Origin of the sequence: Pseudoalteromonas galatheae, assembly GCF_005886105.2 — a bacterium.
Classification (GTDB): Bacteria; Pseudomonadota; Gammaproteobacteria; order Enterobacterales; family Alteromonadaceae; genus Pseudoalteromonas; species Pseudoalteromonas galatheae.
The window spans coordinates 3489865-3514409 of sequence record NZ_PNCO02000001.1 but is presented as its reverse complement, the minus strand read 5'-3'; the positions used below and the strand labels follow the sequence as shown (position 1 = coordinate 3514409).

General features: G+C 44.0%; 24 protein-coding genes. 9 read left to right on the top strand and 15 right to left on the bottom strand.

The window, feature by feature from the left end; translation table 11 throughout:
- Positions 1-105 precede the first annotated feature (105 nt).
- The 7 genes from agaR (at position 106) to CWC29_RS15680 (ending at position 8287) form a co-directional block, all read left to right on the top strand.
- Positions 106-876, top strand: a complete 771-nt coding sequence (agaR, locus tag CWC29_RS15710) for a transcriptional repressor AgaR (RefSeq protein WP_017218322.1) — start codon at positions 106-108, stop codon at positions 874-876.
- An 11-nt stretch (positions 877-887) separates the two neighbouring features.
- Entirely contained in the window at positions 888-2174 is a 1287-nt protein-coding gene (locus tag CWC29_RS15705) for a D-tagatose-bisphosphate aldolase, class II, non-catalytic subunit (RefSeq protein WP_138521457.1), read from the top strand.
- Positions 2171-3289 carry an SIS domain-containing protein gene (locus tag CWC29_RS15700; RefSeq protein WP_138521459.1) on the top strand — a complete coding sequence of 373 codons (1119 nt, stop codon included), beginning with the start codon at positions 2171-2173 and terminating at the stop codon, positions 3287-3289. Before CWC29_RS15705 ends, CWC29_RS15700 begins: the two co-directional genes overlap by 4 nt.
- Positions 3286-4194, top strand: a complete 909-nt coding sequence (locus CWC29_RS15695; protein ID WP_138521461.1) for an ROK family protein — start codon at positions 3286-3288, stop codon at positions 4192-4194. Before CWC29_RS15700 ends, CWC29_RS15695 begins: the two co-directional genes overlap by 4 nt.
- A complete protein-coding gene (gene nagA / locus CWC29_RS15690) occupies positions 4187-5338 on the top strand; it encodes an N-acetylglucosamine-6-phosphate deacetylase (protein ID WP_128725730.1) in 1152 nt (383 codons plus the stop codon). The genes CWC29_RS15695 and nagA overlap by 8 nt, the downstream gene beginning before the upstream one ends.
- Positions 5339-5562: 224 nt before the next feature.
- On the top strand, positions 5563-7650 hold the full coding sequence (gene fusA / locus CWC29_RS15685) for an elongation factor G (protein WP_128725729.1): 2088 nt from the start codon (positions 5563-5565) through the stop codon (positions 7648-7650).
- Positions 7651-7897: 247 nt separating this feature from the next.
- Positions 7898-8287, top strand: coding sequence for a hypothetical protein (locus CWC29_RS15680; RefSeq protein WP_128725728.1), 390 nt, complete (start codon positions 7898-7900; stop codon positions 8285-8287).
- A 48-nt stretch (positions 8288-8335) separates the two neighbouring features.
- On the opposite strand, the gene hemB is transcribed toward CWC29_RS15680, so the two are convergent.
- From hemB to CWC29_RS15625, 11 genes are all read right to left on the bottom strand, one after another.
- Positions 8336-9346 (bottom strand): porphobilinogen synthase, encoded by a 1011-nt coding sequence (hemB, locus tag CWC29_RS15675; protein WP_128725727.1) that lies wholly within the window; start codon positions 9344-9346, stop codon positions 8336-8338.
- 1 nt (position 9347) lies between these two features.
- Positions 9348-11186, bottom strand: coding sequence for a sensor domain-containing diguanylate cyclase (locus CWC29_RS15670; protein ID WP_128725726.1), 1839 nt, complete (start codon positions 11184-11186; stop codon positions 9348-9350).
- A gap of 6 nt (positions 11187-11192) precedes the next feature.
- Complete coding sequence (locus tag CWC29_RS15665; RefSeq protein ID WP_128725725.1) at positions 11193-11969, bottom strand: TatD family hydrolase; 777 nt, start codon at positions 11967-11969, stop codon at positions 11193-11195.
- Positions 11969-12478 carry a hypothetical protein gene (locus tag CWC29_RS15660; RefSeq protein WP_138521463.1) on the bottom strand — a complete coding sequence of 170 codons (510 nt, stop codon included), beginning with the start codon at positions 12476-12478 and terminating at the stop codon, positions 11969-11971. Before CWC29_RS15660 ends, CWC29_RS15665 begins: the two co-directional genes overlap by 1 nt.
- The gene (tatC, locus tag CWC29_RS15655; RefSeq protein ID WP_128725723.1) at positions 12475-13218 is read right to left on the bottom strand and encodes a twin-arginine translocase subunit TatC; all 744 of its coding nucleotides are present in this window, start codon (positions 13216-13218) and stop codon (positions 12475-12477) included. The genes CWC29_RS15660 and tatC overlap by 4 nt, the downstream gene beginning before the upstream one ends.
- Positions 13219-13328: 110 nt before the next feature.
- Positions 13329-13640, bottom strand: coding sequence for a Sec-independent protein translocase protein TatB (tatB, locus tag CWC29_RS15650; RefSeq protein WP_128725722.1), 312 nt, complete (start codon positions 13638-13640; stop codon positions 13329-13331).
- 6 nt (positions 13641-13646) lie between these two features.
- Positions 13647-13883: a Sec-independent protein translocase subunit TatA gene (gene tatA / locus CWC29_RS15645; RefSeq protein WP_128725721.1), complete on the bottom strand. Its 237-nt coding sequence runs from the start codon at positions 13881-13883 to the stop codon at positions 13647-13649.
- A gap of 60 nt (positions 13884-13943) precedes the next feature.
- Positions 13944-15548, bottom strand: a complete 1605-nt coding sequence (ubiB, locus tag CWC29_RS15640; protein ID WP_138521465.1) for a ubiquinone biosynthesis regulatory protein kinase UbiB — start codon at positions 15546-15548, stop codon at positions 13944-13946.
- Position 15549: 1 nt separating this feature from the next.
- A complete protein-coding gene (locus CWC29_RS15635; RefSeq protein ID WP_128725719.1) occupies positions 15550-16164 on the bottom strand; it encodes a ubiquinone biosynthesis accessory factor UbiJ in 615 nt (204 codons plus the stop codon).
- A gap of 8 nt (positions 16165-16172) precedes the next feature.
- A complete protein-coding gene (gene ubiE / locus CWC29_RS15630; protein ID WP_128725718.1) occupies positions 16173-16928 on the bottom strand; it encodes a bifunctional demethylmenaquinone methyltransferase/2-methoxy-6-polyprenyl-1,4-benzoquinol methylase UbiE in 756 nt (251 codons plus the stop codon).
- 118 nt (positions 16929-17046) lie between these two features.
- Complete coding sequence (locus CWC29_RS15625; RefSeq protein ID WP_138521467.1) at positions 17047-18048, bottom strand: GGDEF domain-containing protein; 1002 nt, start codon at positions 18046-18048, stop codon at positions 17047-17049.
- 384 nt (positions 18049-18432) lie between these two features.
- On the opposite strand from CWC29_RS15625, the gene CWC29_RS15620 reads away from it, so the two are divergent.
- The gene (locus CWC29_RS15620; protein ID WP_128725716.1) at positions 18433-20214 is read left to right on the top strand and encodes a DUF885 domain-containing protein; all 1782 of its coding nucleotides are present in this window, start codon (positions 18433-18435) and stop codon (positions 20212-20214) included.
- 69 nt (positions 20215-20283) lie between these two features.
- Here CWC29_RS15620 and mtnK read toward each other — a convergent pair whose 3' ends face one another.
- Positions 20284-21486 carry an S-methyl-5-thioribose kinase gene (mtnK, locus tag CWC29_RS15615; protein WP_138521469.1) on the bottom strand — a complete coding sequence of 401 codons (1203 nt, stop codon included), beginning with the start codon at positions 21484-21486 and terminating at the stop codon, positions 20284-20286.
- A 121-nt stretch (positions 21487-21607) separates the two neighbouring features.
- Between mtnK and mtnA the strand changes: the two genes are divergently transcribed.
- On the top strand, positions 21608-22630 hold the full coding sequence (gene mtnA / locus CWC29_RS15610; RefSeq protein ID WP_138521471.1) for an S-methyl-5-thioribose-1-phosphate isomerase: 1023 nt from the start codon (positions 21608-21610) through the stop codon (positions 22628-22630).
- A gap of 75 nt (positions 22631-22705) precedes the next feature.
- On the opposite strand, the gene CWC29_RS15605 is transcribed toward mtnA, so the two are convergent.
- From CWC29_RS15605 to CWC29_RS15595, 3 genes are read right to left on the bottom strand one after another with little or no spacing between them, the layout of a single operon-like run.
- On the bottom strand, positions 22706-23248 hold the full coding sequence (locus tag CWC29_RS15605; RefSeq protein ID WP_128725713.1) for a 1,2-dihydroxy-3-keto-5-methylthiopentene dioxygenase: 543 nt from the start codon (positions 23246-23248) through the stop codon (positions 22706-22708).
- Positions 23245-23931 carry an acireductone synthase gene (mtnC, locus tag CWC29_RS15600; protein ID WP_138521473.1) on the bottom strand — a complete coding sequence of 229 codons (687 nt, stop codon included), beginning with the start codon at positions 23929-23931 and terminating at the stop codon, positions 23245-23247. Before mtnC ends, CWC29_RS15605 begins: the two co-directional genes overlap by 4 nt.
- Complete coding sequence (locus tag CWC29_RS15595) at positions 23928-24542, bottom strand: methylthioribulose 1-phosphate dehydratase (protein ID WP_138521475.1); 615 nt, start codon at positions 24540-24542, stop codon at positions 23928-23930. Before CWC29_RS15595 ends, mtnC begins: the two co-directional genes overlap by 4 nt.
- Between the last annotated feature and the right edge of the window lie 3 nt (positions 24543-24545).

The window sequence follows — 24545 nt, the reverse complement described above, 5'->3', positions numbered from 1 at the left end:
TATAAAACAGATGGTTGTGTCTGTTTTTGTTTAAGGTTAAAAAAATAAATTGAAAGAAAGTGAAAGGTGTGTAGACTAAATTTAACCAAAACGAAAGGAGGTGTCATGCTGAACACCATCGAAAGACGCCACGAAATCGTTCAACTCGTTGGTCAAACGGAACGAGTAGAAGTATCTGAACTGGCAGAACAATTTGGTGTATCAACCGTGACGATCAGAAATGATCTCAATGCCTTACATGATAAAGGATTGTTGGTTCGCTCTCATGGCGGTGCCGTTGCGAGTTCTAGGTTAACCAAAGAGCTCACCATAACGGAAAAGCACGATCATCATCACCAGGTGAAAGTCGAGCTTGCAAAGTTAGTGGCGGGTCTTATAGGCAATAATGAGTCTATTATTCTAGACTCTGGTACCACCACAGAAGAGGTTGCGAAGCAGCTGACTGAGCATCAACAGTTGGTGGTGATGACTAATGGTCTTAACGTGGCGCAAGCACTCGTTGCAGCCGATGGCGTTGAAGTGTTGATGACCGGAGGCTCACTGCGTAAAAAGTCGCTGTCGTTTTATGGCAGTCACGCAGAAGATCAGCTAAAGCAATATCACTTTGACCGTTTGGTGCTTGGTGTCGACGGGTTTTCTGTCGATGTTGGTGTAACGACACACTTTGAACCAGAAGCCGCGCTTAACCGCGAGATGTGTAAAGCTGCAAAACAAGTCATAGTGGTGACGGACTCCAGCAAGTTCGATCGTAAAGGTGTACACCGTATTATCGCCTGCGAAGAAATTGACGTTTTGGTAACGGACAGTGGTATTCCAGCTGATATTCATCAGCAATTGGTTGCCGCCGGAATTGAGGTACATTTAATAACGTCTTAAGAGGTGATCATATGCGGCGTTTTCAAGCCCTAATCGAAGCCAATAAATCAGGGAAAAACTCAGGTATTTATGCCATTTGCTCAGCTCACCCTTGGGTGCTGGAAGCGTCGATAAGATATGCCAAGCAGGAAAATACGCTGCTATTAATTGAGGCCACGGCCAATCAGGTTAACCAATTTGGCGGTTACACCGGGATGTGTCCTGCGGATTTTATTGCCAAAGTCGAAGAAATGGCTGAAGAGCTTGGTTTTGATAAGCAGTTACTGATTTTTGGTGGTGATCACTTGGGACCTGTCTGTTGGACGAGTGAAAATAGCCAAGCCGCAATGGCCAAAGCGTGTGACTTAGTCGCTGAATACGTGAAGGCTGGTTTTAAGAAGATCCACTTAGATGCCAGCATGCCCTGTGCTGACGATCCTGACGCGTTAAGCGATGATATTGTAGCTAATCGCGCTGCCTTATTGTGTCAAACAGCGGAAGCAGCCGCGATTGCGACGTTTGGTCGTAGTGATATTGTTTATGTGATTGGTACTGAAGTTCCCCCTCCAGGTGGCGCTGATGAACAGATTGACAGCCTGCAACCGACCAGCCAAGTTGCTGCGCAAGAAACCCTAGCTTGCCATCGTGAACTTTTTGCAAATAAGGGATTAGCGGATGCTTGGCAACGCGTGGTTGCAATGGTGGTGCAGCCGGGTGTTGAGTTTGATAACACCCAAGTGTTTGATTACAAATCGAACGAAGCGAGTGCCTTAAAAGATTTTATTCGTACCGTTGACCGTATCGCTTTCGAAGCGCATTCGACAGATTATCAAACTGCAGGTGCTTATCAGTCGTTGGTTGCTGACCACTTTGCCATTTTGAAAGTCGGGCCTGAATTGACCTTTGCGCTACGCGAAGGGTTATTTGCGCTTCACCATATTGAAAAGCAATTACTACCCATGCATAGCCAATTTATTGAGGTGGTGGATGAGGTCATGTTGGCAGAGCCTACGAGTTGGCAGCGTTTTTATCACGGCAAACCACAGCAACTCCGGTTCTTGCGCCAATTTAGCTTTAGCGACCGTATCCGTTATTACTGGCATCAAGACGCGGTGCAAAAGGCGTTAGCAACCATGCTCGAAAACCTAGCGCAGCAGACTTTATCATTGCCGCTTATCAGCCAATATTTTCCAGAGCTATATCAACAAGTACGCCGTGGTGAAATAGAAAGGGATGCCAAAGCGTTGGTGATTGCCAAAATTCAACGTGTTGTAGCTCGCTATTCAAACGCGTGTTTTGCCATGGAGAAAGCGTCATGAACACTTTGCTAGGACACGAAGTTGCGCAACTAAAAACACGAAATGCCTATTGGACCGCAAAAGAGATCACCCAGCAGCCACAGATGTGGCAAGAGACCGCCCAATTAGTCGCGAGCATAAAGCCTAGGCTTTTGGTGGAGTTAGCTCCTTTTCTAGATGACCCTGATACTCAGGTTATTTTGACAGGGGCGGGTACATCCGCTTATATCGGTGACGCTATCGCCACTCATCTTAATACACACATGCGCCAAAGTGTGCGGGCTGTGAGCACAACTGACTTAGTTGCTGCACCAAGGCAATATCTAGCGACGGATAAGCCGTGTTTATTGGTATCCTTTGCTCGCTCTGGTAATAGTCCTGAAAGTGTTGCGGCCGTAGAGTTGGTAACACAGCTGGTTAGTAACAGTCAGCACCTTTTTATCACTTGCAACCGTGATGGAAAGTTGCATCAAGCAGCGCAGCAGGCAAACAATGCAACAAGTATATTGTTACCGGAACCTACGCTTGACCAAAGTTTTGCAATGACGAGTAGCTATTCGTCAATGATGGTTGCAGCGCTACAACTTTTTGCTGCGGATGATGGCTCCGTGGATAAGTTGATCAATGCAGCGCAAAGCATGTTAGCTGCAACAGAGCAACAAAATATCCGTGCATTTGCACAACAACCATTTGAGCGTTTGGTGTATCTAGGCTCTGGCTGTTTGTTGGGATTTGCAAAGGAAGCTGCGTTAAAAATGCTTGAGCTATCGGCAGGCCAAGTAATGAGCGTGAGCGAGTCACCGCTTGGGTTCCGTCATGGTCCAAAATCACTTATCAATAGCAAAACTGTCGTGGTATGTTTTATCTCAAGCGATGGTTATACCAATTTATACGATCAGGACTTAGTTGCTGAGCTGCAGCGTGATGGAGCAGCCATGACGGTACATTCACTTTGCCCTAAAGTGTTACCACTAGAAGACGTGTGGCAAGGATTACTGTATATGTTGTTTGCACAGCAGTTAAGTTTCTATAAAGCGCTGAACCTCGGCATTTCACCGGACAATCCTTGCCCGTCGGGGGAAGTGAATAGAGTTGTGCAGGGCGTAGTCATTCATCCATTTGGGAGCGAAGTATGATTTATGGGGTGGATGTTGGCGGGAGCAAAATTGAAATTGCGGTGTTCGATGAAAAACTGCAACGTATAGAATCTTGGCGTGTGGCGACACCAAAGCACAGTTATGAGGCGTTTTTGACGCAAATCGTAACCTTGGTGCAGCAAGCCGACGCTAAATATGGTTGTAAAGGACAGGTGGGTATTGGGATGCCTGGGATAGTAAATGCGCAGCAGCGCGTGCTATCTGCAAATGTCCCTTGCGCCAATGGCAAAGAAGTTAAGGCTGATCTCGTTGCACAACTTGAACGGCCCATTGCGGTCGAAAATGACTGCCGTTGCTTTGCGTTATCTGAGGCCAGTCTTGGGGCTGGTAAGCAATACCAAAAGGTCTTCGGGGCAATAATAGGCACTGGTGCCGGAGGCGGGTTTTGTATTGATGGTGCACTGTATAAAAGTGCCCAAGGGATCGCCGGCGAATATGGTCATCACCCACTTTCTGCGGTATTACAACAAAAGTATAACCTGCCTATTTTAGCGTGTGGCTGTGGACTGCAAGGGTGTTTAGAGCGCTATGTCGCAGGGCCAGGGCTGGCCGGTTTGTATCAACATTTCACTACGCGAACACTTACCTCAGAACAAGTTATCACAGCGATGCGGGCTGGAGAAAGTGAAGCTCGCCATGCTTTTACTTGTTATATGGATCTGTTGGGCTCGGCGTTTGCAAATTTAATCAAAGCATATGACCCAGAAGTTATCGTGCTTGGTGGTGGCATGTCGCTTATCGATGAACTTGTAGAAGCACTCCCAAAAGCCATTGAACCTCACGTATTTTCCGCAGTGTCAGTGCCAGATATTGTTAGAGCCAAGCATGGTGATGCAAGTGGTGCATTGGGTGCGGCATTACTTGGGAGCAAAGTGCATGCTTGAACAGCTTCGTTATATTCGGCCCCGTCGTATCTACACCCCAACTCGTGTTCTTGAAGATCACGTTGCGGTAATAAAAGATGAGCGCTTTCACACGATTATTCCTGCGGCGGAAGCGCCTGATAATACCGAGTCTTATCCCAAGCTCGACATGTGGCCTGGGTTAATTGATTTGCATATTCATGGCCGAGAGGGGTGCGATGTTATTGATGGCAAACTCTCCAGTATAGAAACCATTAGCACCTCGTTGCTCAAACATGGCGTCACTGGCTTTTTGGCTACCACGGTGACGACTACGTGGCCACAAACCATTGCAGCGATGAAAGTTATTGGAGCTGCATATAAGCTAAAGATGCCGGGGGCTCAGGTGCTTGGTGGGTATAGTGAGGGGTTGTTTTTCAGCGAAAAACACAAAGGTGCCCATAACGAAGCTTTCTTTAAGCCGTTAGACGAGGCCCTGATTGATGAAATGATTAGCGCGGCTGATGGTGCGCTTAAAGCGGTGGCACTCGCGCCTGAAAAGGCCAATGGTGTTGCAATGACACAGTACCTAAGTAAACATGGGGTACGGGTGATGCTAGGTCATTGTGATGCGGATTTTGCGCAAACCAATGCCGCTTTGGCACATGGTGCCTGCGGTGGAGTCCACGTATTTAACGGCATGCGTGGCATCCATCACCGTGAACCGGGCTGTGCTGGTGCGTTGTTACTTAATAGCCAAGCCTTGGTTGAAGTGATTGCCGATGGTATCCATTTACACCCCGCGATTTTACAGTTGATCTACCGCCTAAAAGGTCAACATAAGGTAGCTTTGATCAGTGATTGTATTAATGCGGGTGGCCTGAAAGATGGTGAATATCAATTGGGCGAGATGCCAGTGGTGGTTAAGGATGGCGTGGCGAAAACCCACAGCGGCAGTTTGGCTGGCAGTACACTGACACTTGAGAAAGCAGTGCAGAACTTAGCGAAATTAGCTGACATTCCACTTGTTGAGGCCATCAATATGGCAAGTCTCGTACCTGCAACTTATTTAAATATGGACAATGAACTTGGCAGTATTGAACAAGGTAAGATTGCGCATTTTTCTTTGCTAGATGATGCATTCCAAGTCCATCATGCCAACTTGTTTGGGAAGCAGGTCTTTTAACAGAAACCTTCACAAACCGTGCTGAAATTGACATCAAACAGCAAGAATATTATTAAATATAGCGGCCTAGCAGTAAGCGGTACGGTAAAAAAGGGTGGCAAAGTTTCGCATTAGAAACTTTTTCGTGAATTGATTGCATTTTAGACGACTTCAAGGATGATGTTCGCTACAAGAGGTGATATACTCCCGCCGAATAATTTTTCTACTTTAAATAGAGTAAAACAATGGCAGATTTATCGAAATACAGAAACATTGGTATTTTCGCGCACGTTGATGCGGGTAAAACTACCACCACTGAGCGTATTCTAAAGCTTACTGGTAAAATCCACAAAACTGGTGAAGTTCACGACGGTGAGTCAACAACTGACTTCATGGAGCAGGAAGCTGAGCGTGGTATTACTATCCAATCAGCAGCGGTAACTTGTGAGTGGAAAGGCCACCGTTTAAACGTTATCGATACTCCTGGACACGTTGACTTCACAGTAGAAGTATACCGTTCACTAAAAGTACTTGATGGTGGTATCGGTGTATTCTGTGGTTCTGGTGGTGTTGAACCACAATCAGAAACTAACTGGCGTTATGCGAACGAATCAGAAGTTGCTCGTTGTATCTTCGTAAACAAACTAGACCGTATGGGTGCAGACTTCTACCGCGTAGTTGATCAAGTTGAGAAAGTACTTGGTGCTAACCCACTAGTGATGACGCTTCCAATTGGTATCGAAGACCAATTCTGTGGTGTTGTAGACGTACTTGAGAAGAAAGCATACGTTTGGGATGACACAGGTCTTCCTGAAAACTACGAAGTACAAGACGTTCCTGCAGACATGGTAGACAAAGTTGAAGAATACCATGAAATGCTAGTTGAGTCTGCTGTTGAGCAAGACGACGACCTAATGGAAGCATATATGGAAGGTGAAGTACCTTCTATCGAACAAATCAAAGCGTGTATCCGTAAAGGTACTCGTGATCTTGCGTTCTTCCCAACTTACTGTGGTTCAGCGTTCAAAAACAAAGGTATGCAACTTGTACTAGACGCTGTTGTAGATTACCTACCTTCTCCTACAGAAGTTGAGCCTCAGCCACTAACAGATCCTGAAACAGGTGAGCCTACTGGTGAAGTAGCAACTGTTGACGCTGATGCGCCACTTAAAGCGCTTGCGTTCAAAATCATGGACGATCGTTTCGGTGCGCTTACGTTCATCCGTATCTACGCTGGTCGCATGAAAAAAGGTGACACTATCCTTAACTCTGCAACTGGTAAAACAGAGCGTATCGGCCGTATGGTTGAGATGCAAGCGGACGAGCGTACTGAACTTACTGAAGCACAAGCGGGTGACATCATCGCAGTTGTTGGTATGAAGAACGTTCAAACAGGTCACACGCTATGTGATCCTAAGCACGAGTGTACACTTGAAGCGATGATCTTCCCTGATCCAGTAATCTCAATCGCTGTTGCACCTAAAGATAAAGGTGGTAACGAGAAGATGGGTATCGCGATCGGTAAGATGGTTGCAGAAGATCCTTCATTCCAAGTTGAGACTGATGAAGATTCAGGTGAAACTATCCTTAAAGGTATGGGTGAGCTTCACCTAGACATTAAGGTAGATATCCTTAAGCGTACATACGGTGTAGACCTAATCGTTGGTCAGCCTCAGGTTGCTTACCGTGAAACTATCACACAAGAAGTTGAAGATAGCTACACGCATAAGAAACAGTCTGGTGGTTCTGGTCAGTTCGGTAAGATTGACTACCGTATCAAGCCTGGTGAAGTTGGTTCTGGCTTTACGTTCAAGTCTACAGTTGTTGGTGGTAACGTTCCTAAGGAATTCTGGCCAGCAGTTGAGAAAGGCTTCAAGTCAATGATGGAAGAGGGTGTGCTTGCAGGCTTCCCAGTACTAGACGTTGAAGTAGAACTATTCGACGGTGGCTTCCACGCAGTTGACTCATCAGCAATCGCGTTCGAAATCGCTGCTAAAGGCGCATTCCGTCAGTCTATCCCTAAAGCGGGTGCACAACTTCTTGAGCCAATCATGAAAGTTGACGTGTTCACGCCAGAAGACAACGTAGGTGACGTAATTGGTGACCTTAACCGTCGTCGCGGTATGATCAAAGACCAAGAAGCTGGCGCAATGGGCGTTCGTATCAAGGGTGAAGTACCACTATCTGAAATGTTCGGATACATCGGTCACCTACGTACTATCACGTCTGGTCGTGGTCAGTTCTCTATGGAGTTCTCACACTATGCACCATGTCCAGCAAACGTTGCTGACGCGGTAATCGCAGCTGAGAAAGAGAAAAAAGCAGCTAAGTAATTTATTACTTACTTTGCATAAAAAGGTCGCCAATGGCGGCCTTTTTTGTATCTAAAGTTCAATAAGTTAAATTTGAAATTTAGTATCTAAAAGTCGTCACTTTTATTTCATATTTTATTAATTCTAAAGTTCTTGCTTTAGGGACATTGGCACTTTATCATTAGCTTTTCTTCAATAAATTGGGTCGGACTACTGCGTCGTCGTGGGCTGAATTTCATTGTGGTTGAGTAAATAAAGGAGATACTCAATGAGAACTTTAGAGTTAGAAGTAAACTGGCTTTTCTATGTATTTACACTTGCGCTGATTTGGCTTAGCAACACACTGCTTTCGATCCTAGATATTCCCTCTCTATTATTGCAATTAATTACATTAATCCCTTTGCTATTGATCCTAGCTACATTGGGGTTATCATTAACCGGAAAACGTTTTTTACATATCGACAAAGCTGGGGTGAGCTATAACTTTTTTGATAAAGCGCGCTATCTCCATGCAGAGCACATTCAAGCAATTAGGTTACGCTCTTGGAGTATTTTAAGTATTCCTGAAGTACAGCTCGATGATGGCCGAGTCATTCGTTTCTTTAGTTGGAAAATGAATGCTGATGAGCTTGTAAAAGCAAAAAGCTTGATAAGATAAGTTGCTAGAAATGCAGGTGAGAATCTCACCTGCTCAAAATGATGGTGCTTACTTCTCGTTTAGCCAAATAGCGGCTTGCTTTGCAAAGTAGGTCAAAATACCATCTGCGCCAGCACGCTTAAATGCGAGTAAAGATTCCAATACCACAGGCTTCTCGGCCAACCAACCATTATCAATCGCAGCTTTATGCATCGCATATTCACCACTGACTTGGTAAGCAAATGTTGGTACCCCAAACTCATCTTTAACACGTCTGACGACATCTAGATATGGCATACCCGGTTTTACCATGACCATATCTGCACCTTCTTGTAAGTCCAAGGCGACTTCACGTAGTGCTTCGTCAGAATTAGCAGGATCCATCTGGTAGGTTTTCTTGTCAGCTCCTTTAAGGTTGCCCGCAGAGCCAATCGCGTCACGGAAAGGTCCATAGTAACTTGATGCATACTTAGCAGAGTAGGCCATAATACGAGTATGAATAAAACCGCATTCTTCAAGTGCTTCGCGTACTGCACCAATACGACCATCCATCATATCCGATGGTGCGACAACATCAGCTCCGGCTTCAGCATGAGAAAGCGCTTGCTTGACCAATACTTCTACTGTTTCCTCATTCATTACATACCCGTCTTCATCTAAGATTCCGTCTTGTCCATGGACTGTGAATGGGTCTAATGCAACATCGGTGATCACACCGAGCTCAGGACATGCAGCCTTTATAGCGCGTACCGCTCTTTGTACTATGCCTTCTGGATTATAGGCTTCTTCAGCAAGTAGCGATTTGTGCTCTGCAGGTGTCACAGGGAACAGCGCAATTGCTGGAACACCCAGCTCTACAAGCTGTTTGGCTTCTTCAACTAATAAGTCAATAGACAGGCGTTCAATACTTGGCATAGATGGGATAGCTTCACGCTTAGACTCACCATCCAATACAAACACTGGATAGATTAAATCGTTAACCGTTAGCGTACTTTCGCTCATTAGACGTCTTGAAAAGTCATCGCGGCGCATTCTGCGCATGCGAGTTAGGGGGAAAAGATCAAGTCCTGATTGAGCCACGTTAATTCTCCTGATTGGGGTTGAAAGTGACAATGCGATTACGGCCTTGCTGTTTTGCTTGATACAAGGCTTTATCCGCATTATCTGTGTATAGCTGTGGATTGTGTGGATCGCTAACCACTGCACTATAAATGCCTGCGCTGGTCGTCATCTCAATGATATGTTCACTAAATTGAATTTTGAGCGCTGCTGTTGCCACTCTTAGACGCTCAGCGACTTCAAGCGCACCTTCTTCAGGTGTGTTTGGAAGTAGCAAAATAAACTCTTCACCGCCATAACGGAATATTTCGTCATGGGGTCGACGTAAGTGTGATTTGATTAAGTTGGCAAACTCGCAAATCGCTTGATCACCTGCTAAGTGACCATATTTGTCATTAATTTTTTTGAAGTGATCAATATCAAAGATAACAAGGCTTAATACCGTTTGTTCTCGTCTTGAGCGGCGTACTTCCATTTGTAAGCGCTTGTCGAAGTAACGACGGTTTTTCACTTTTGTGAGAGGGTCTTCCATGTTCATGCGTTCCAGCTCGCGATTTTTATCTTCGAGTTCTCGCAACGTGACTTGAAGCTCAAAAGTGCGTTCTTCAATGTTAGATTCTAAGTCGTATTGGGCTTGTTCTTGTAACTTAAGTTTTTCTTTTAATAGGGCATCTTCAGCTTGAGTATGCGCTAGGCGTTGCTGTTGCTTAGCCAGTTTTTCATCTCGTTGGGAGATATAAAGCCGTATTAATAGATAGCTGAGTAGCGTTGCTTCTATGACGAAAATGCCAAAGTAGCCTAAGTGATTCAAAAAGCTACCTGACTGAACTCCCACCTCAACAGTAAATGGGTAGCTGATCACGATAAAGTGGCACAGTGCGATAGCAATCAAGGTGTTCCGGCTATTGTGGTGAATGCGTGCCAGTGTATACATAAGTAATATTGCAATGATAAAGCTGATACTGAGGGCGAGCAGAAGTGATTCAAAAACCGGTAATAAGGCAATGATGATGAACAAGCCCAGCGTGATCAAAGTAACTCTTTTACCTGTAAGTTGTGGGTGTGACAGAAGTGTCTTACCTGAACAGTAACTTAGAGTGGGTAGCAGTAGTGCACTGAGTAACAGGGTCATTATGCCTTGACCATACTGCTGAAACCATTGCCAAGAAGAATAAAAATAACGATAGCCAAAGCCATAAATATGAGCGTTGAATAGCCATATAATTGCAATCAGCAGAGTCGCACATAGAAAATAGTTTTTTTTCGTGACGTAATACAGCGTGGCATTGGTTAAAGCTAACGCCAATACAAAGCCAGCCAAGATACCAAAAATAAGGTTAAATTTACTTTTAAACTGCAGGTACTCATTGGGCTCCCAGACTGCAAGAGGAGCAGTTATCGCGCCATCGTCGCTAATTTGTAAATATAAATGGCTTTGCGTTAGAGGTTGTAGTTCTAATGGAATAACAAGCGATTCATACTTAAGTGGACGCTTAATCAGTGGCAATGTATCACCAATGTCCAAAGTAAATATAGGATGGTTAGGCCTGACATGATAAGCAGTAACCGAATCGATAAGGTTGTTGTTTATGCTGACTAGTATCGGAGTTAGCGAGCTGTTGGTGTTGTTTAATGCTATTTTCAGCCACAGGTACTGACCTACAGGCCGAAGACCAGTTGGTACTTGAATACTGTTATGCCATTCGACAGGCGCTGCCAATAACTCGTTAAGTGATGCGTATTTACTGAGTGTGTAACTTAACTTTACTTGATGTTCTGCCTTAAAAGGGTCAGATACAGTCACACTGGCGAAGATCGAAGCGTTAAATAAAAACAAGCACAGAGATAGCAGAATACGCATACGGACTTACCTCAAAAACAATTGCGTAAAATTGGCAGAGGTTGCGCTGATCACATCGGTAACTGGACACTGCTTTAGTTGAGCAATTTGTTCAGCCACGTGGGATAAGTACATTGGTTCATTGCGGCGAGATTTTGGCTTAGGTTTAATTGTTCGTGGCAATAAATAAGGGGCATCGGTCTCTAATAGCAAACGATCTAGCGGGATATATTGAATGAGCGCTTGCAATGCTTGACCTCTACGTTCATCACATACCCAACCAGTTATGCCGATCATTAACCCATAGTCCAAGTAACGACGCAACGCATTACGGTCACCAGTAAAGCAGTGTAGTACACCTCGAACCTCAACTTCTTTTAGCAGTCCAACTAGCGCGTCATGCGCGTCTCTTTCGTGTAAATAGACTGGGTAGTCAATAGTTTCTGCTAGCTGCAGTTGCGTTAAGCACACGCTCTGCTGAATCGGTCTTGGTGAAAAATCACGGTTAAAGTCTAAACCACATTCACCAACGGCCACCGCCCTGTTGCTACTTTTTAAAAGAGTGAGGAGATCATGGTACAGGGTATCTGGAGCGCTTTTGGCATCATGTGGGTGAACGCCTGCTGTGCAGTAAAGGTGATGTTGTTCAGCAAGCGCAATACTCTGCTCGCTGCTCGTTAAGTCACAACCGATAGCAAGCATAGACTCTATACCAGCCTCTTTGGATCTAGAAATCACATCGTCCAAATCGGATGCGAATTGCGAGCTGGTGAGGTTAACACCAGCATCGATCATCGCGCTCATCAATTAACTCGTTTTACTCGTGTAGTGCGATTTGAGCCCTTTTTTTTCATCAAAAATGAGCCAAAAGAGGCACGCTGAATAATGAGCGTATCTCCTTCATCTGCAAAGAAGGTTTCCTTTGATACTTGAGTCCATTCTTGACCATTGTCTAACGTAAAGACCTTTTTACCTCTGCGTGTTTTGGTAATTTTAATTACATCTGCGGTGATCGCTTCAATTTCTTCGCTTGCGACTTTCACACGACGCTCAAGGCCAAACCCCTCTTCTTTTAGTTCTGGAGTAACGCTTGCCACCGGTGCTACAGCACCACTTTGCTCGTCGTTAGGCGTCATATTTTTTGTTGCATGTTTTGCGGTGATAGGTTTGTTGGCAATCACATTGTCGTAGCACATAAGACGCTTAAAATCATTTTCGATCAGCGTACAAGCTTGTAACGCCTGCGTATTTATCGGCTCTGCGGCGCATAAAGAAGAAAATCCTAGTGCGAACAGTATCATGGTTTTTTTCATTCTTCTGACTCCTGTTGTTGTGGTTTAGCGCTATAAAACTTGGCTAGAATGAGCCCTAACTCAAACAAGAGTAGCATAGGGAGCGCTAATAGAGTTTGAGATAAAACATCGGGTGGTGTTAAAAACATCGCGATGACAAAAGCGCCAACGACAACATAAGGTCGCTTCTCTTTTAAGCTCGCGGGGGTTGTCATGCCACTCCAGCATATAAGCATAATGGCGACGGGAATTTCAAAGGCGATACCGAAAGCAAAAAATAGCTTCAAGATAAAGCCAAGATAGCTGCTTATATCTGGCGAAAGAGTCATCATTTCGGGCCCAACGCTGGTAAAGAACCCCAAAATAATCGGCATCACAACAAAATAGCAAAATGCAATCCCGCCATAAAATAGCAGTACACTTGATAGTAATACTGGGATAAGCATACGCTTTTCGTGTTTATATAAACCAGGTGCGATAAATCCCCACACTTGGTGCAAAATAAATGGCACAGCGGCAAATAACGACACAAAAAGTGTTAACTTAAAAGGGGCGAAAAAAGGGGCTGTGACATCTGTAGCAATCATGTTTGTGTTGCTAGGCAGGCTCTCAACAAGGGGAGCTGCAACAAAGGCATAGATATCATTGGCGAAGTACACCAAAGCAACAAAGATAACGAAAACGCTCATTAACGCTCTCATTAAGCGGTTTCTTAACTCAACAAGGTGAGCAATAAATCCACTCTGGGCTGATTCTGTCATGTAACTTGACTCGTACGAATATAGTGCCAGTTGGAAAAGATAAAAAGGCGCTGCTTGGGCGTTAAATACCCAAAGCCGACCTTACTCTAATTATCTAACTGGTAGATTGATTAGTCTTTGTTTTTATTATTGTCGGTTGATTTATAAGAATGTCTAACTGATTCAGCCGCATCTTGTAATTCTTGAACGGATTGCTTGAGATCTGGGGCCAAATCTTGCATTCCCTGTTGTTCCGCTTTCTTTAAGTTATTATGTAGCTCATGAACGCGTAACTCTTCACTGACTTCAGCTTTGACTGAATTAGCAACAGATTTTACCGTTTTTACCCATCTAGCTACGGTGCGGATTGCAACGGGAAGACGCTCTGGGCCAAGTACAATTAGGCCTACGATAAGAACGACCACTAACTCCCACATACCCATGTTGAATTACACCTTATCTTTTTCTTTCTCTGATACAGGTTGAGCTTGCTCAGTCGTTGTATTCTTAAGCTTTTCAGGTTCAGTTCCGGCCTCTGATTGTTCATCCGATACTGCCTTTTTAAAGCCTTTAACTGCACCACCTAAATCACTACCAATACCACGTAGTTTTTTAGTTCCAAATAACAAAACAATGATGGCTAAAATAATAAGTAATTGCCAAATACTGATCCCACCGAATCCCATAATAACTCCATTGATACTTACTGCTTATGAATAATGATTATACGCCTAGCGAGCAAAAAATCACCCTGTTTTACGCCATGCGCTAATAAATACTAGCACGGCAATAATTGCAAGTAGGCTACTTGCGACAGGCTTGTCAAAAATAAAGCTCAATCCCGAGATTATTGCAAAACTACTCGCCGCTAAACCCAACAACAAAGGCTTGGTAGCAGTATCTGCTTTTTGTGTGACAGCTGAAGGGGGACGGCGCTTGAGATTTTGGTAAATCAAATCCGGCAGTTCTGGCATTTTCTCGGCCCAAAATGGTAGATTTGCATATAGCTTTTTTGCCACTGCGAGCGGACCTACTTGTTCTTGCACCCAATGTTCTAAAAAGGGCTTAGCTGTTTTCCACAGATCTAGTTGCGGGTAAAGCTGACGTCCTAAGCCTTCTACATATAACAGAGTTTTTTGCAATAATACCAATTGTGGCTGCACTTCCATGTTGAAGCGCCTTGCTGTGTTAAACAAATTTACCAGCACATGACCAAACGAAATTTCAGCGAGCGGTTTGTTAAAAATGGGTTCGCATACGGTACGAATGGCAAACTCAAATTCCTCTACACAGGTATCCGCCGGAACCCAGCCAGAATCCACATGAAGCTGCGCAACTTGGCGATAGTCACGATTAAAGAAGGCGATAAAGTTTTCTGCTAAATAACGTTTATCTTCACGATTTAAGGTCCCGACAATGCCGCAATCTATGCCGATATACTTAGGATTATGAGGGTTTTCGCGAGAGACAAAAATATTGCCAGGGTGCATGTCTGCATGGAAAAAGCTGTCACGGAACACTTGTGTAAAGAACACCTCTACCCCACGCTCAGCCAATAGCTTCATATTGGTGCCTTGCGCTAATAAGGCTTCGGTGTCTGAGACTGGGATACCGTAGATGCGCTCCATCACCAATACGTTTTTACGTGAATAATCACTATATACTTCAGGGATATATAGTGAATCAGAGTCTTCAAAATTGCGTCTGAGTTGAATTGCGTTAGCACCTTCTCGCATCAAATCTAACTCGTCGAGTAGTGTTTTTTTGTATTCCCTTACGACTTCAACTGGCCGTAAACGCTTTCCTTCGCTAAGTAAGTTGACAACAATTCTAGCGAAGCGCTCCATTAAAGAGAGGTCTGCTTGGATTTGTTTTTCGATATCGGGACGAATAACTTTGATCACGACATCTTTCAACTCATCTTTGTGTTGCAGCTTGGCGGCATGCACTTGCGCTATTGAGGCTGAAGCCAATGGCTTTGATTCAAATTCAGCAAAGTATTCGTGAATGTTGTCTATTTCTAACGCTTGCTCAATGAGCTTTTGTGCCATTGCGGGGTCAAATGGTTGAACTTGGTCCTGCAAAAAAGCGAGTTCTTCAGCAATCTCTAATGGTAACAAATCTCGACGGGTCGAAAGCATCTGACCAAACTTGATCCATACGGGGCCCAACGTTTGCAACGCTAGACGCAAGCGTGTGCCTATAGGTTTGTCTTTATGTTTATTACGTAGCCAAAACAAGCTAGCGCGGGCAAGTTTACCGTACCAAGGTTGCTTATGCGCAGGAACGATTTCGTCTAAACCATAGGTTAAAAATGTTTTAGTGATTTGATGCAGGCGAAGTAGAGACAACCTAGTTTCCTTTGTTCTGCTGAAGTAATGCATTGAGGCGCTGATTTAAGCTTTCGGCTTGATTATTTAGCGCTCTCACTTGTTGCTTAAACTGCTGAAACTCAAGCGGGTGGGGTGCAACCTTCAATTCATCTTGACATAGTTCTGTTAGTGTCGTTTTGGCTACTTGCCCATCTTGCTTCGCGCGGCGTGCTAAATTCTGTAAGGTATCTATAACAACTTGTGCTGGTCCGTCACCCAGATATTTGGCTAGGTGCTCCGCCCAGTCAATATCAAGTGCTGCTAGGGCGTTGCTATATAGTTGTGCTAGTGATAAATCGCCTTCAAGGTCGAGCTTATCTTGACGGATAAGCGCAGTGAGTTGACTCGGGTCTTTGAGTTCAAGCAAGGTAGAAAAATCGGCACTAATTGAACAGTCGGCTTCACCATCAAAGGGGCACAAAACGTGAATGTTTATGCCGGTATAGGTTATTGCTAAACAAGTATGCAGATCCCTAACCTCAACACTTAGTACTTTATGTTGACCTTTACTTAGTGCACGCTTTAGCTCAGGTGAGAGTTTTAGACCTTTGTTTAAAGCCGTTTCAAGCACGGCGCCAAGCAATGAAGTTAACACAGCAACTCCTAGAATTTAAAACCACGATGAAGGGCAACAATACCTCCGGTCATATTTTGATAGTCAGTCTGTTCAAAACCGGCTTCATCCATCATGGATTTTAATGTTTCTTGATCTGGGTGCATGCGAATAGATTCTGCGAGGTAGCGATAAGATTCGCTGTCATTCGCTACCAACTTACCCATCGCAGGAAGTAGTGTAAAGGAGTACATATCATACAGCTTTGCTAGAGCTTCGTTGTCGGTTTTGGAAAATTCAAGGACCAGTAGGCGTCCACCAGGTTTAAGCACTCGGTACATCGAGCGAAGTGCTTTACTTTGATCGGTGACGTTACGTAGACCGAAAGCAATTGTGATGACATCAAAAGTATTATCGTCAAATGGTAGCATTTCAGCATTCATTTGAACGTACTCGATATTGCTAACAAGCCCTAAATCACGTAACTTTTCGCGCCCAACTTTCAGCATTGAGTTGTTAATATCGCCTAAAACGACTTGTCCTTTACCACCAACTAACTCACTAAATTTCGCAGTTAAATCACCTGTACCACCGGCAAGATCAAGCACTTTATGGCCGGCACGTACACCAGAGCAGGCGATGGTTTGGCGTTTCCACAAACGATGGATACCGAATGACATCAGGTCATTCATAATGTCGTACTTTGTTGCTACAGAATGAAATACGTCTGCAACCATAGAGGCTTTTTTGTCTGTTTCGACCGTTTTATATCCAAAGTGGGTAGTATTGTCTTGTGACTCTTTCATGAGGGTTCCATCATTACTCTGCAACTGTGGTTGTTAGTGTACTTGATAGGTAGCCGTGGGCGCAATTTCTAATCCTCGTTGTGTTGTTGAAAATGTACACAAAAAGAGTGATTGCAGATCAGTGACTAATATAGCAATGTTGGCCGAGAGAATGTGCCTTTTGCGCGGCATAGCCTGCACGTTTTGCTAATACATTAAAGTCTTGCTCTGGCGCGAGTTGCGCAATACCAAGAGCCAGAGATACATCAGGTAATGGAATTTTTCCTTTTGCACTGACAAACTTTAGTCGCTCAACACCTTTACGCACTTTATCAGCGATGACACTGGCGGTTTCTAAGTCTACGTCAGCGAGGATCACCGTGAACTCTTTTTTCCCCGTACGACCAGGTAAGCCGCTTTCAACGACATAGCGTTTAATGTTATTGGCGATGCGATTAAGCACCACTTCGCCCACAACATCACCAAACCGGACTGAAAACTCGTCAAGGTTATCAACTTGAATAGAAAGGGCACAGACGGATTTTTGCTGTGATTGCCATAGAGACACTTTTTGATGAAGGTAGTGGCGCTTATAAAGACCCGTTTGTGGGTCTAACAAATGTTGTTTACGCAAGTCGAGTAGTAACTTTTGATTACGTTCATAATCTAAACGCGATTTTATTAACGCTTGTTTAAATTGTTTGTGCTGTTTTAGCAATAGCTCTGTTTGTTTGGTGAGTGTTGATAGTGCGCGCTTACTCTTTAGAATGTTGTGCTCATCTAAATTATGCACACATTGACTGACTTGCTGGGCAAAGCGAATTACCTGCTTTTGTGAGCTTTCTGCATTTTCGTGTAATTCAGTTACCAAAGAGTCGACACCCTCAAGTAATTCAGATTGTGTCTTTTGACCTTGATCTAAAAACTGATAGTAGAGCTGTTCAATGAATACACAGTCTATTTTTGTGTGTGCTTTGATGGCTTTGTTGATGGCACAGTCGAGATCTTTGTTCGTGGCGCTGATATGGGTATAAGCGACTTGGTAATTTAAAGGTGTAGGCGGCAAATGATGTTGCTCTAAAAACAGGCACACCTGTGTCATTTTTTCTTGGGCAACAGCCATGGGATCATGGAACATCATTTCATTTACCACAACAATTAATTATCAAACGTTAATGAACTACCACCATCTCCTTCGGTGTAACTCTTGTCCTAATTGCACTAGACCTACATTAATCTGTATCGTCCGAATTTAAAAGTAAAAAATTTGTCTTTGAAATAGAAAATTTACATTTTTTTGTTGAATTGCTGATTTTCTCATCAATTTTTACTAGGTTGAGTAAATTGTATTCGATCTGAGATATTCGTGATTTTGTCGAATTAAGTTGCATCTGTTACGGGACTCTCCTACTTTGACTAGCAGAAAGTTCATTTCACCATAACAAAAAGCTCAGCGCGAAGAGGAGCTGCCATTTTTGGCAATTGTCCGCAAGCTGAGTAACAACAAAGTATTGAGGAAGTCAGCGTGTTATCACCAAAATTAAAGCTTTGGACTAAGCGTTCAAGCGTCGCCGTTTATCTAACCGTCGCCTTATCTGGTTGTGCTATCACCGGAAGTGACAATAACGCTGAGTTTACTCAAATAGCGAGCGATGTCATGAAATTTAGAAGTGATATCAATGCTTATGGTCGTAGTGACGTACAAGCCGAGTTTCTACTGCCAAATCTCAGTGCAGAAAAGCTGGCGACCACAAACCAACAGCGTCTACAGTTTTTGGCTCAGCTCGACAATATCGACACTTCAGCGCTAAGTGAGGAAAATCAAATCAATCTCACTATTTTGCGTGCGCAAGTGCAAAATAGCGTCGATGAATATCGCTTTCATAGCCACTATATGCCGCTAACCTCGGAATACGGTTTTCATTCTGGTTTGTCTTTTATGATCTCTGGTCATGACTTTAAAAAGCGTGCTGGTTACGAGCTATATTTAGCACGTTTACAGCAAGTTCCTCGTTATTTTAACCAAAATATCGACTGGATGAAGGAAGGTATGGCGGTTGGTTTGACCCAGCCGAAAGCTGTGCTTGAAGGTTATGAAAGTTCTATCGAAGCTTATATCGTTGATGATGTGACAAAATCCGAGTTTTATGGTCCGTTTACACAAAATCAAGCGGGTTTACCTGATGCCGAATTTAAAGCACTGCAACAGCGTGCCAAAAAGATTATTCAAGGCGATGTGATCGCAGCATATCAAAATTACCTTAATTTCTTTGTTAATGAGTATCGTCCTGCGGCAAGAGCTGAAATTGGAATTTCTTCGACACCAAATGGTGAGGCATTTTATGCGAATCGTGCAAAATACTACACCACCACGAATATGACGCCTAAGGAGATCCATGAGCTTGGTCTCAAAGAGGTGGCTCGGATCCGTGCGGAGATGGAAAAGATTATTAAAAAAGTAGGCTTTAAGGGATCTTTTGCCGACTTTGTGCAGTTTTTAAGAACCGATCCACAGTTTTATGCCAAAACGCCTAAGGAATTACTCAAAGAAGCTGCTTATATTGCAAAAAAGATGGATGCTCAGTTACCTAAGCTATTCCATACATTACCAAGAAAGCCATACGGTGTCGCACCAGTGCCAGCGAGCATTGCACCTAAATATACAACTGGACGTTACTCTGGTGCCCGCAGCGATACCGACGCTGGCTATTATTGGGTAAATACCTACGCACTGGATAAGCGACCGCTTTATGTATTGGAAGCGTTGACTCTGCATGAAGCTGTACCTGGACACCACTTACAGATCTCCCTTAATGCTGAGCTAGACTATCTACCGGAATATCGTCGTAACGAATATATTTCAGCTTTTGGTGAAGGATGGGGGTTATATTCTGAGTTTTTAGGTATCGAAGCTGGATTTTATCAAGATCCTTACAGTGATTTTGGTCGCCTAACTTATGAGATGTGGCGAGCGGCTCGTTTGGTTGTAGACACTGGCATGCATATGTTTGGCTGGAGCCGTGAGCGAGCGATGAACTTTATGAAAGACAACACTGCCTTGTCCTTACATAACGTGAAAACGGAGACTGACCGCTATATCTCGTGGCCGGCTCAGGCATTGTCATACAAAATTGGTGAGCTAACTATTAAGCGCCTACGTCGCAAAGCAGAAAAAGCGCTAGGTGATCAGTTTGATATCCGTGAATTCCACCACCAAATCTTACGTCATGGCTCTGTACCATTATTTGTGCTTGAAGACCAAATCGACAAATATATTGAAACCACGATGAATCAAGTGCGTAAGTAACCAAGATTATTCCTCAAATAAAAAAGCTCAAAGTAGTAACTTTGGGCTTTTTTATTTTACTAGCCTAAGCTAGTTTACAAAACTAATAATTAGCTGATACACATCATCGGTCGTTCGGCATTTATTGGCATTAATAATGAGCTGTTCACCTAAGTGTAGTGCTCGCTGTTGCACCGCTAGGCGCGCGCCTTCATCTTCAATCGCATCTATGTCTGCAACATGTGCGAGACCAATGGTGCGGCGGATCAATTCACAACCACAATAACCAACCGCGTCTTGCAATACCTTAGTGAGGAAGTATTCCGCGTAGCCATCTGCTTGCAACGACAGGTCGCGTGTTTGTGTTTTCGCCAGTTCAAGCCAAGTTACATAGAAGCTTGATAGGGTGGTGGCGATACTATCGAGTAAATAAACCTGCATATTTCGACGTTTTGGCAGAGCGTTAATGCGGGCATGTTGGGCACAGTAGTTAAGCAGTAAATTGCCGATAAATGAGCCTAAATCGAAGCCAATGGGGCCAAAAAAGCCAAACTCTGGATCGATTAGCTTTGTATGCTGTGCATCGACGAAAATACTGCCTGTATGGACATCACCATGAAGTAAGGTTTCTGGTGCATTGAGAAATTGGGCTTTCAGTTTTGCCACTTCAGCTAATAACGTCTTATTTTTTCTCAGTATTTCCACAGATGATTGTAATGCAGCAGGAAAGTTGTTTCTTTCAGCATCGCGGTATGGGTCGTCAAAGAACAAATCTTCAGTGATCGAACAAAGTTCTGGGTTAGTGAATTCGGTGACTAGGGCTTTCTTTTCACTCGGTGTTAAGTAAAAGCTTGAGTGGTAAAAGCTGGTTTTTGCTAGATACTTTGCGACGTCTTTGCCGAGTCTTGCAAAGGTGTTCGCTTGGTTTAATTCACCACGCAAAATGCGTAGATGACCAAGATCTTCCAACACAGTTACCGCAAGCTCTGTATTGTGATGCAGCACTTTTGCTGTGGTATCTGGGCAGATCTCACCATGACGTTGTAACACACTAGCTTCAATTCTGGCTCTGTCTAACGTCAGTGGCCAGCTCTCTCCCACACATCGAGCGTAAGGCAAAGCTTGCTTGACGATGATGCTATTTTCCTGCGTATCTTGTACGCGGAAAACCAAATTCAGATTGCCATCACCAAACTCATAACAAGACAAGGTTGCATCTTTATCAAAGAAGCTTCCTAAATTAGTAATGTAATCAATAACTTTTTCTGCATCAAATTCAATGTAGCTCGACATGTTTCTGCACCTTGTGGATATTTGCTAATAGCATTCTATATTTTTAAATGTTTAGATGTCTATACTTCTTTAGATCTTGATGTAAAATATCACCAGTTACACTTTGAAAAAGCGGGATGTCATGAAAACCTTAATTGCACGTAGTCTTAAATTTGAATCGGGCGTGGTACAGGTATTGGATCAATACTTACTACCACACCAACAGGTGTGGCATGAATGCCGCGACGTTGCGACGATGAGCGAGCTCATTCTGACACTTAAGGTTCGCGGCGCTCCGCTTATCGGTTTAGCGGCAAGTTTGTTAATTGGTTATCTTGCCGAGCAGGGAAAAGATAAAAACACAATTGCCCGTTCGATAGATGAACTTGAAGCAACACGCCCTACAGCGGTGAACTTAATGCACTACATGGCGAGATTGCGTGAAGCGTTACAAGCGAATGATTGGCAACAACAAGTGGTCACAACCGCAGAACAGTTATTTGAAGAAGACACTGCGCTATGCGAGCGTATGGCAAATATAGGTGCAGAGCTTGTGAATGCGGGAGACAATATTCTTACTCACTGTAATACTGGTGCGCTGGCAACGGCAGGTGTAGGCACCGCTCTTGGCGTAATCCATCATGCTGCAAAACAACATGGTGACATTCATGTTTGGGTTGATGAGACTAGGCCACTGTTACAAGGTGGTCGGCTTACTGCGTTCGAACTAGATGCATGGCAAATCCCATACACGCTAATCTGTGACAATATGGCTGCGAGTTTAATGGCGGCGGGTAAAGTCGATAAAATCTTTGTAGGGGCAGATAGGATTGCGGCAAACGGTGATTTTGCGAATAAAGTTGGCACTTACAATCTCGCGGTGTTAGCTCATTTCCATAATATTCCTTTTTATGTGGTTGCCCCGATCACAACGTTGGATAGAAGCTGTCCAAATGGCGCAGCCATTCCAATTGAACAACGCGCCAAAAGCGAAGTAACCGGTGTCAGTGGTAGTTTTGGTGATTGCCAATGGGCACCCAACAATGCAGAGGTATACAACCCAGCATTCGATGTTACGCCAGCGAGTTTGATCACCGGATGGGTGTTGGATACGGGGTTGTTTACGGGTGATGATGTTTTAATAGGCGCTTTCAAAAAAGACTAAAATATTGTTAAACAATGGCGCAATCCCTCTTAGTAGCTCTGGCTATCCACTGTAACCAGAGCTAACTGAGTGGGACTAGTCAAGCAATGGAAACTGTTTTGCAATTTCAGAGTCCGTGCTTTTCGCAACCCAACCCTCTTGATTATTGAACAGGCGAATGGCCGTAAACTCTGGTTCGCTACCCATATCAAACCAATGAGGCGTATTTTCTGGCACTGAGATTAGGTCACCTTGCTGGCATAAAACTTGGTATACTTTATCGTTTAAGTGTAAGCAGAATAGCCCTTGTCCTTTAACAAAAAAACGCACTTCATCTTCGCTATGAGTATGTTCAAAAAGAAATTTCTGTCTCAACTCAGAGGCGTTAGGGTTGCCCTTTGCGAGTGAAATCACGTCGACAGTTTGATAACCGCCTTGTGCCTTTAATCTTTCAATATCGCTCTGGTAGGCATTAATAATGTCGTCTTGTGACATTTCAGCTGTGATATCGGTGCTAGTCTGCCATTGTTCAAAGCGTACGCCTTGCTCTGCGAGTAAAGATGCGATGATGTTTGCGTCTTGCTCTTGCTGTAAAGCTTGGCTTGGATTCTGTACCTGGTAGATAGTCAGTTGACTCATGAAAATGCCCCTTCATCAAAATGGTCAAAGCTTGATATAACTGGATGTTCAGGTGATGTTGCTTGTGCATCTCTAAACAGTTGTAATGTTTGCATGCCAGCGGCCTTTGCCGCGTCTAGCTCGGCTACGATATCGCTTAAAAAGAGGATTTGATCCGCTTCATACGGTAGGGTTGCAATAATATTCTGATACGCCGAAATTTCCTGCTTGGCACCCACTTTAGTATCAAAGTAGTCACTAAATAGCGGGCGAATATCACCATAGTCTGAGTGGGCAAATAGTAGCTGCTGCGCTTTCACAGAACCCGACGAATATACGTAGAGGTCGCGGCCATTCGCTTTTTGTTGTGTTAAAAACTGGTAGGCATCTTCATACAAATGTCCGGTAAAATCGCCGTTTGTATAGCCAAACTGCCAAACGAGACCCTGTAGCTGTTTTAATGGCGTGATTTTTTTATCAGCGGCGATCCACTCAAGTAGCGCGGCAATCACGGTATCAATATCAGCGTTAGTATTATCCAATTCTGCTCTGACGGCACTAATTTGCTCGGTAACGGCGGCGTCATGCTGATGGTCGCGAATAAATTGCGGTAAATGCGCAGCAGCATACGGGAATAGTATCTCTTTAACAAATGAGATGCGGGTAATTGTCCCTTCAATATCTGTTAAAATGGCTTTGATCATTGGCGCCCCTCCAATTTAATGCGTTCTAATTCGCAGGCAAATAAAAACTCTAAGCCCTCAATATGACGACGCGTTTCTTGCACTGTACGGCCCACTGCGTATAACCCGTGACCTCGGATCAATACACCGTGTATAACCGGTGTAGTTTGATGAGATTGCGCCACGCGCTGTGCTAGCCGCTCTATATCCTGATCGTTATCAAAAATAGCAATGGATAAGGTTTCTTCATGCGATTGAATGCCAGACAGTGACTTTTGCATTTCATAACCACAGATCTGAAATTGCTCGCCTTGAATAAATCGCGATAACACCGTCGCAGCAACGGAATGAGTGTGTAATATGCACTGTGCACCCGCGCATAATTCATATAATTTTAGGTGTAATGCGGTTTCGGCTGAAGGCTTGCCACCACCAGCAATGATGGTGCCTGTGGTGTCTAATTCCAGAAATTGTTCTGGTGTTAATTTACCTTTATCAAAGCCGCTGGCCGTGACAACAAAGCCAGAGTCTGTTTTGATAGAGAAATTACCACCAGTCGCGGGAACCCAGCCTTGCTGAGCAACCCAAGCTCCTGCTTCGATAAGCGCGAGTTTTGCGGCTTGTGTGTGCATAGT

Excerpts from the sequence above, each read along its gene's own strand:
- agaR (WP_017218322.1), top strand. The coding sequence starts at position 106 with ATGCTGAACACCATCGAAAGACGCCACGAAATCGTTCAACTCGTTGGT.
- CWC29_RS15705 (WP_138521457.1), top strand. The coding sequence starts at position 888 with ATGCGGCGTTTTCAAGCCCTAATCGAAGCCAATAAATCAGGGAAAAAC.
- CWC29_RS15700 (WP_138521459.1), top strand. The coding sequence starts at position 2,171 with ATGAACACTTTGCTAGGACACGAAGTTGCGCAACTAAAAACACGAAAT.
- CWC29_RS15695 (WP_138521461.1), top strand. The coding sequence starts at position 3,286 with ATGATTTATGGGGTGGATGTTGGCGGGAGCAAAATTGAAATTGCGGTG.
- nagA (WP_128725730.1), top strand. The coding sequence starts at position 4,187 with ATGCTTGAACAGCTTCGTTATATTCGGCCCCGTCGTATCTACACCCCA.
- fusA (WP_128725729.1), top strand. The coding sequence starts at position 5,563 with ATGGCAGATTTATCGAAATACAGAAACATTGGTATTTTCGCGCACGTT.
- CWC29_RS15680 (WP_128725728.1), top strand. The coding sequence starts at position 7,898 with ATGAGAACTTTAGAGTTAGAAGTAAACTGGCTTTTCTATGTATTTACA.
- CWC29_RS15670 (WP_128725726.1), bottom strand. The coding sequence starts at position 11,186 with ATGCGTATTCTGCTATCTCTGTGCTTGTTTTTATTTAACGCTTCGATC.
- CWC29_RS15665 (WP_128725725.1), bottom strand. The coding sequence starts at position 11,969 with ATGAGCGCGATGATCGATGCTGGTGTTAACCTCACCAGCTCGCAATTC.
- CWC29_RS15660 (WP_138521463.1), bottom strand. The coding sequence starts at position 12,478 with ATGAAAAAAACCATGATACTGTTCGCACTAGGATTTTCTTCTTTATGC.
- tatC (WP_128725723.1), bottom strand. The coding sequence starts at position 13,218 with ATGACAGAATCAGCCCAGAGTGGATTTATTGCTCACCTTGTTGAGTTA.
- tatB (WP_128725722.1), bottom strand. The coding sequence starts at position 13,640 with ATGGGTATGTGGGAGTTAGTGGTCGTTCTTATCGTAGGCCTAATTGTA.
- tatA (WP_128725721.1), bottom strand. The coding sequence starts at position 13,883 with ATGGGATTCGGTGGGATCAGTATTTGGCAATTACTTATTATTTTAGCC.
- ubiE (WP_128725718.1), bottom strand. The coding sequence starts at position 16,928 with ATGAAAGAGTCACAAGACAATACTACCCACTTTGGATATAAAACGGTC.
- CWC29_RS15625 (WP_138521467.1), bottom strand. The coding sequence starts at position 18,048 with ATGATGTTCCATGATCCCATGGCTGTTGCCCAAGAAAAAATGACACAG.
- mtnK (WP_138521469.1), bottom strand. The coding sequence starts at position 21,486 with ATGTCGAGCTACATTGAATTTGATGCAGAAAAAGTTATTGATTACATT.
- mtnA (WP_138521471.1), top strand. The coding sequence starts at position 21,608 with ATGAAAACCTTAATTGCACGTAGTCTTAAATTTGAATCGGGCGTGGTA.
- CWC29_RS15605 (WP_128725713.1), bottom strand. The coding sequence starts at position 23,248 with ATGAGTCAACTGACTATCTACCAGGTACAGAATCCAAGCCAAGCTTTA.
- mtnC (WP_138521473.1), bottom strand. The coding sequence starts at position 23,931 with ATGATCAAAGCCATTTTAACAGATATTGAAGGGACAATTACCCGCATC.
- CWC29_RS15595 (WP_138521475.1), bottom strand. The coding sequence starts at position 24,542 with ATGCACACACAAGCCGCAAAACTCGCGCTTATCGAAGCAGGAGCTTGG.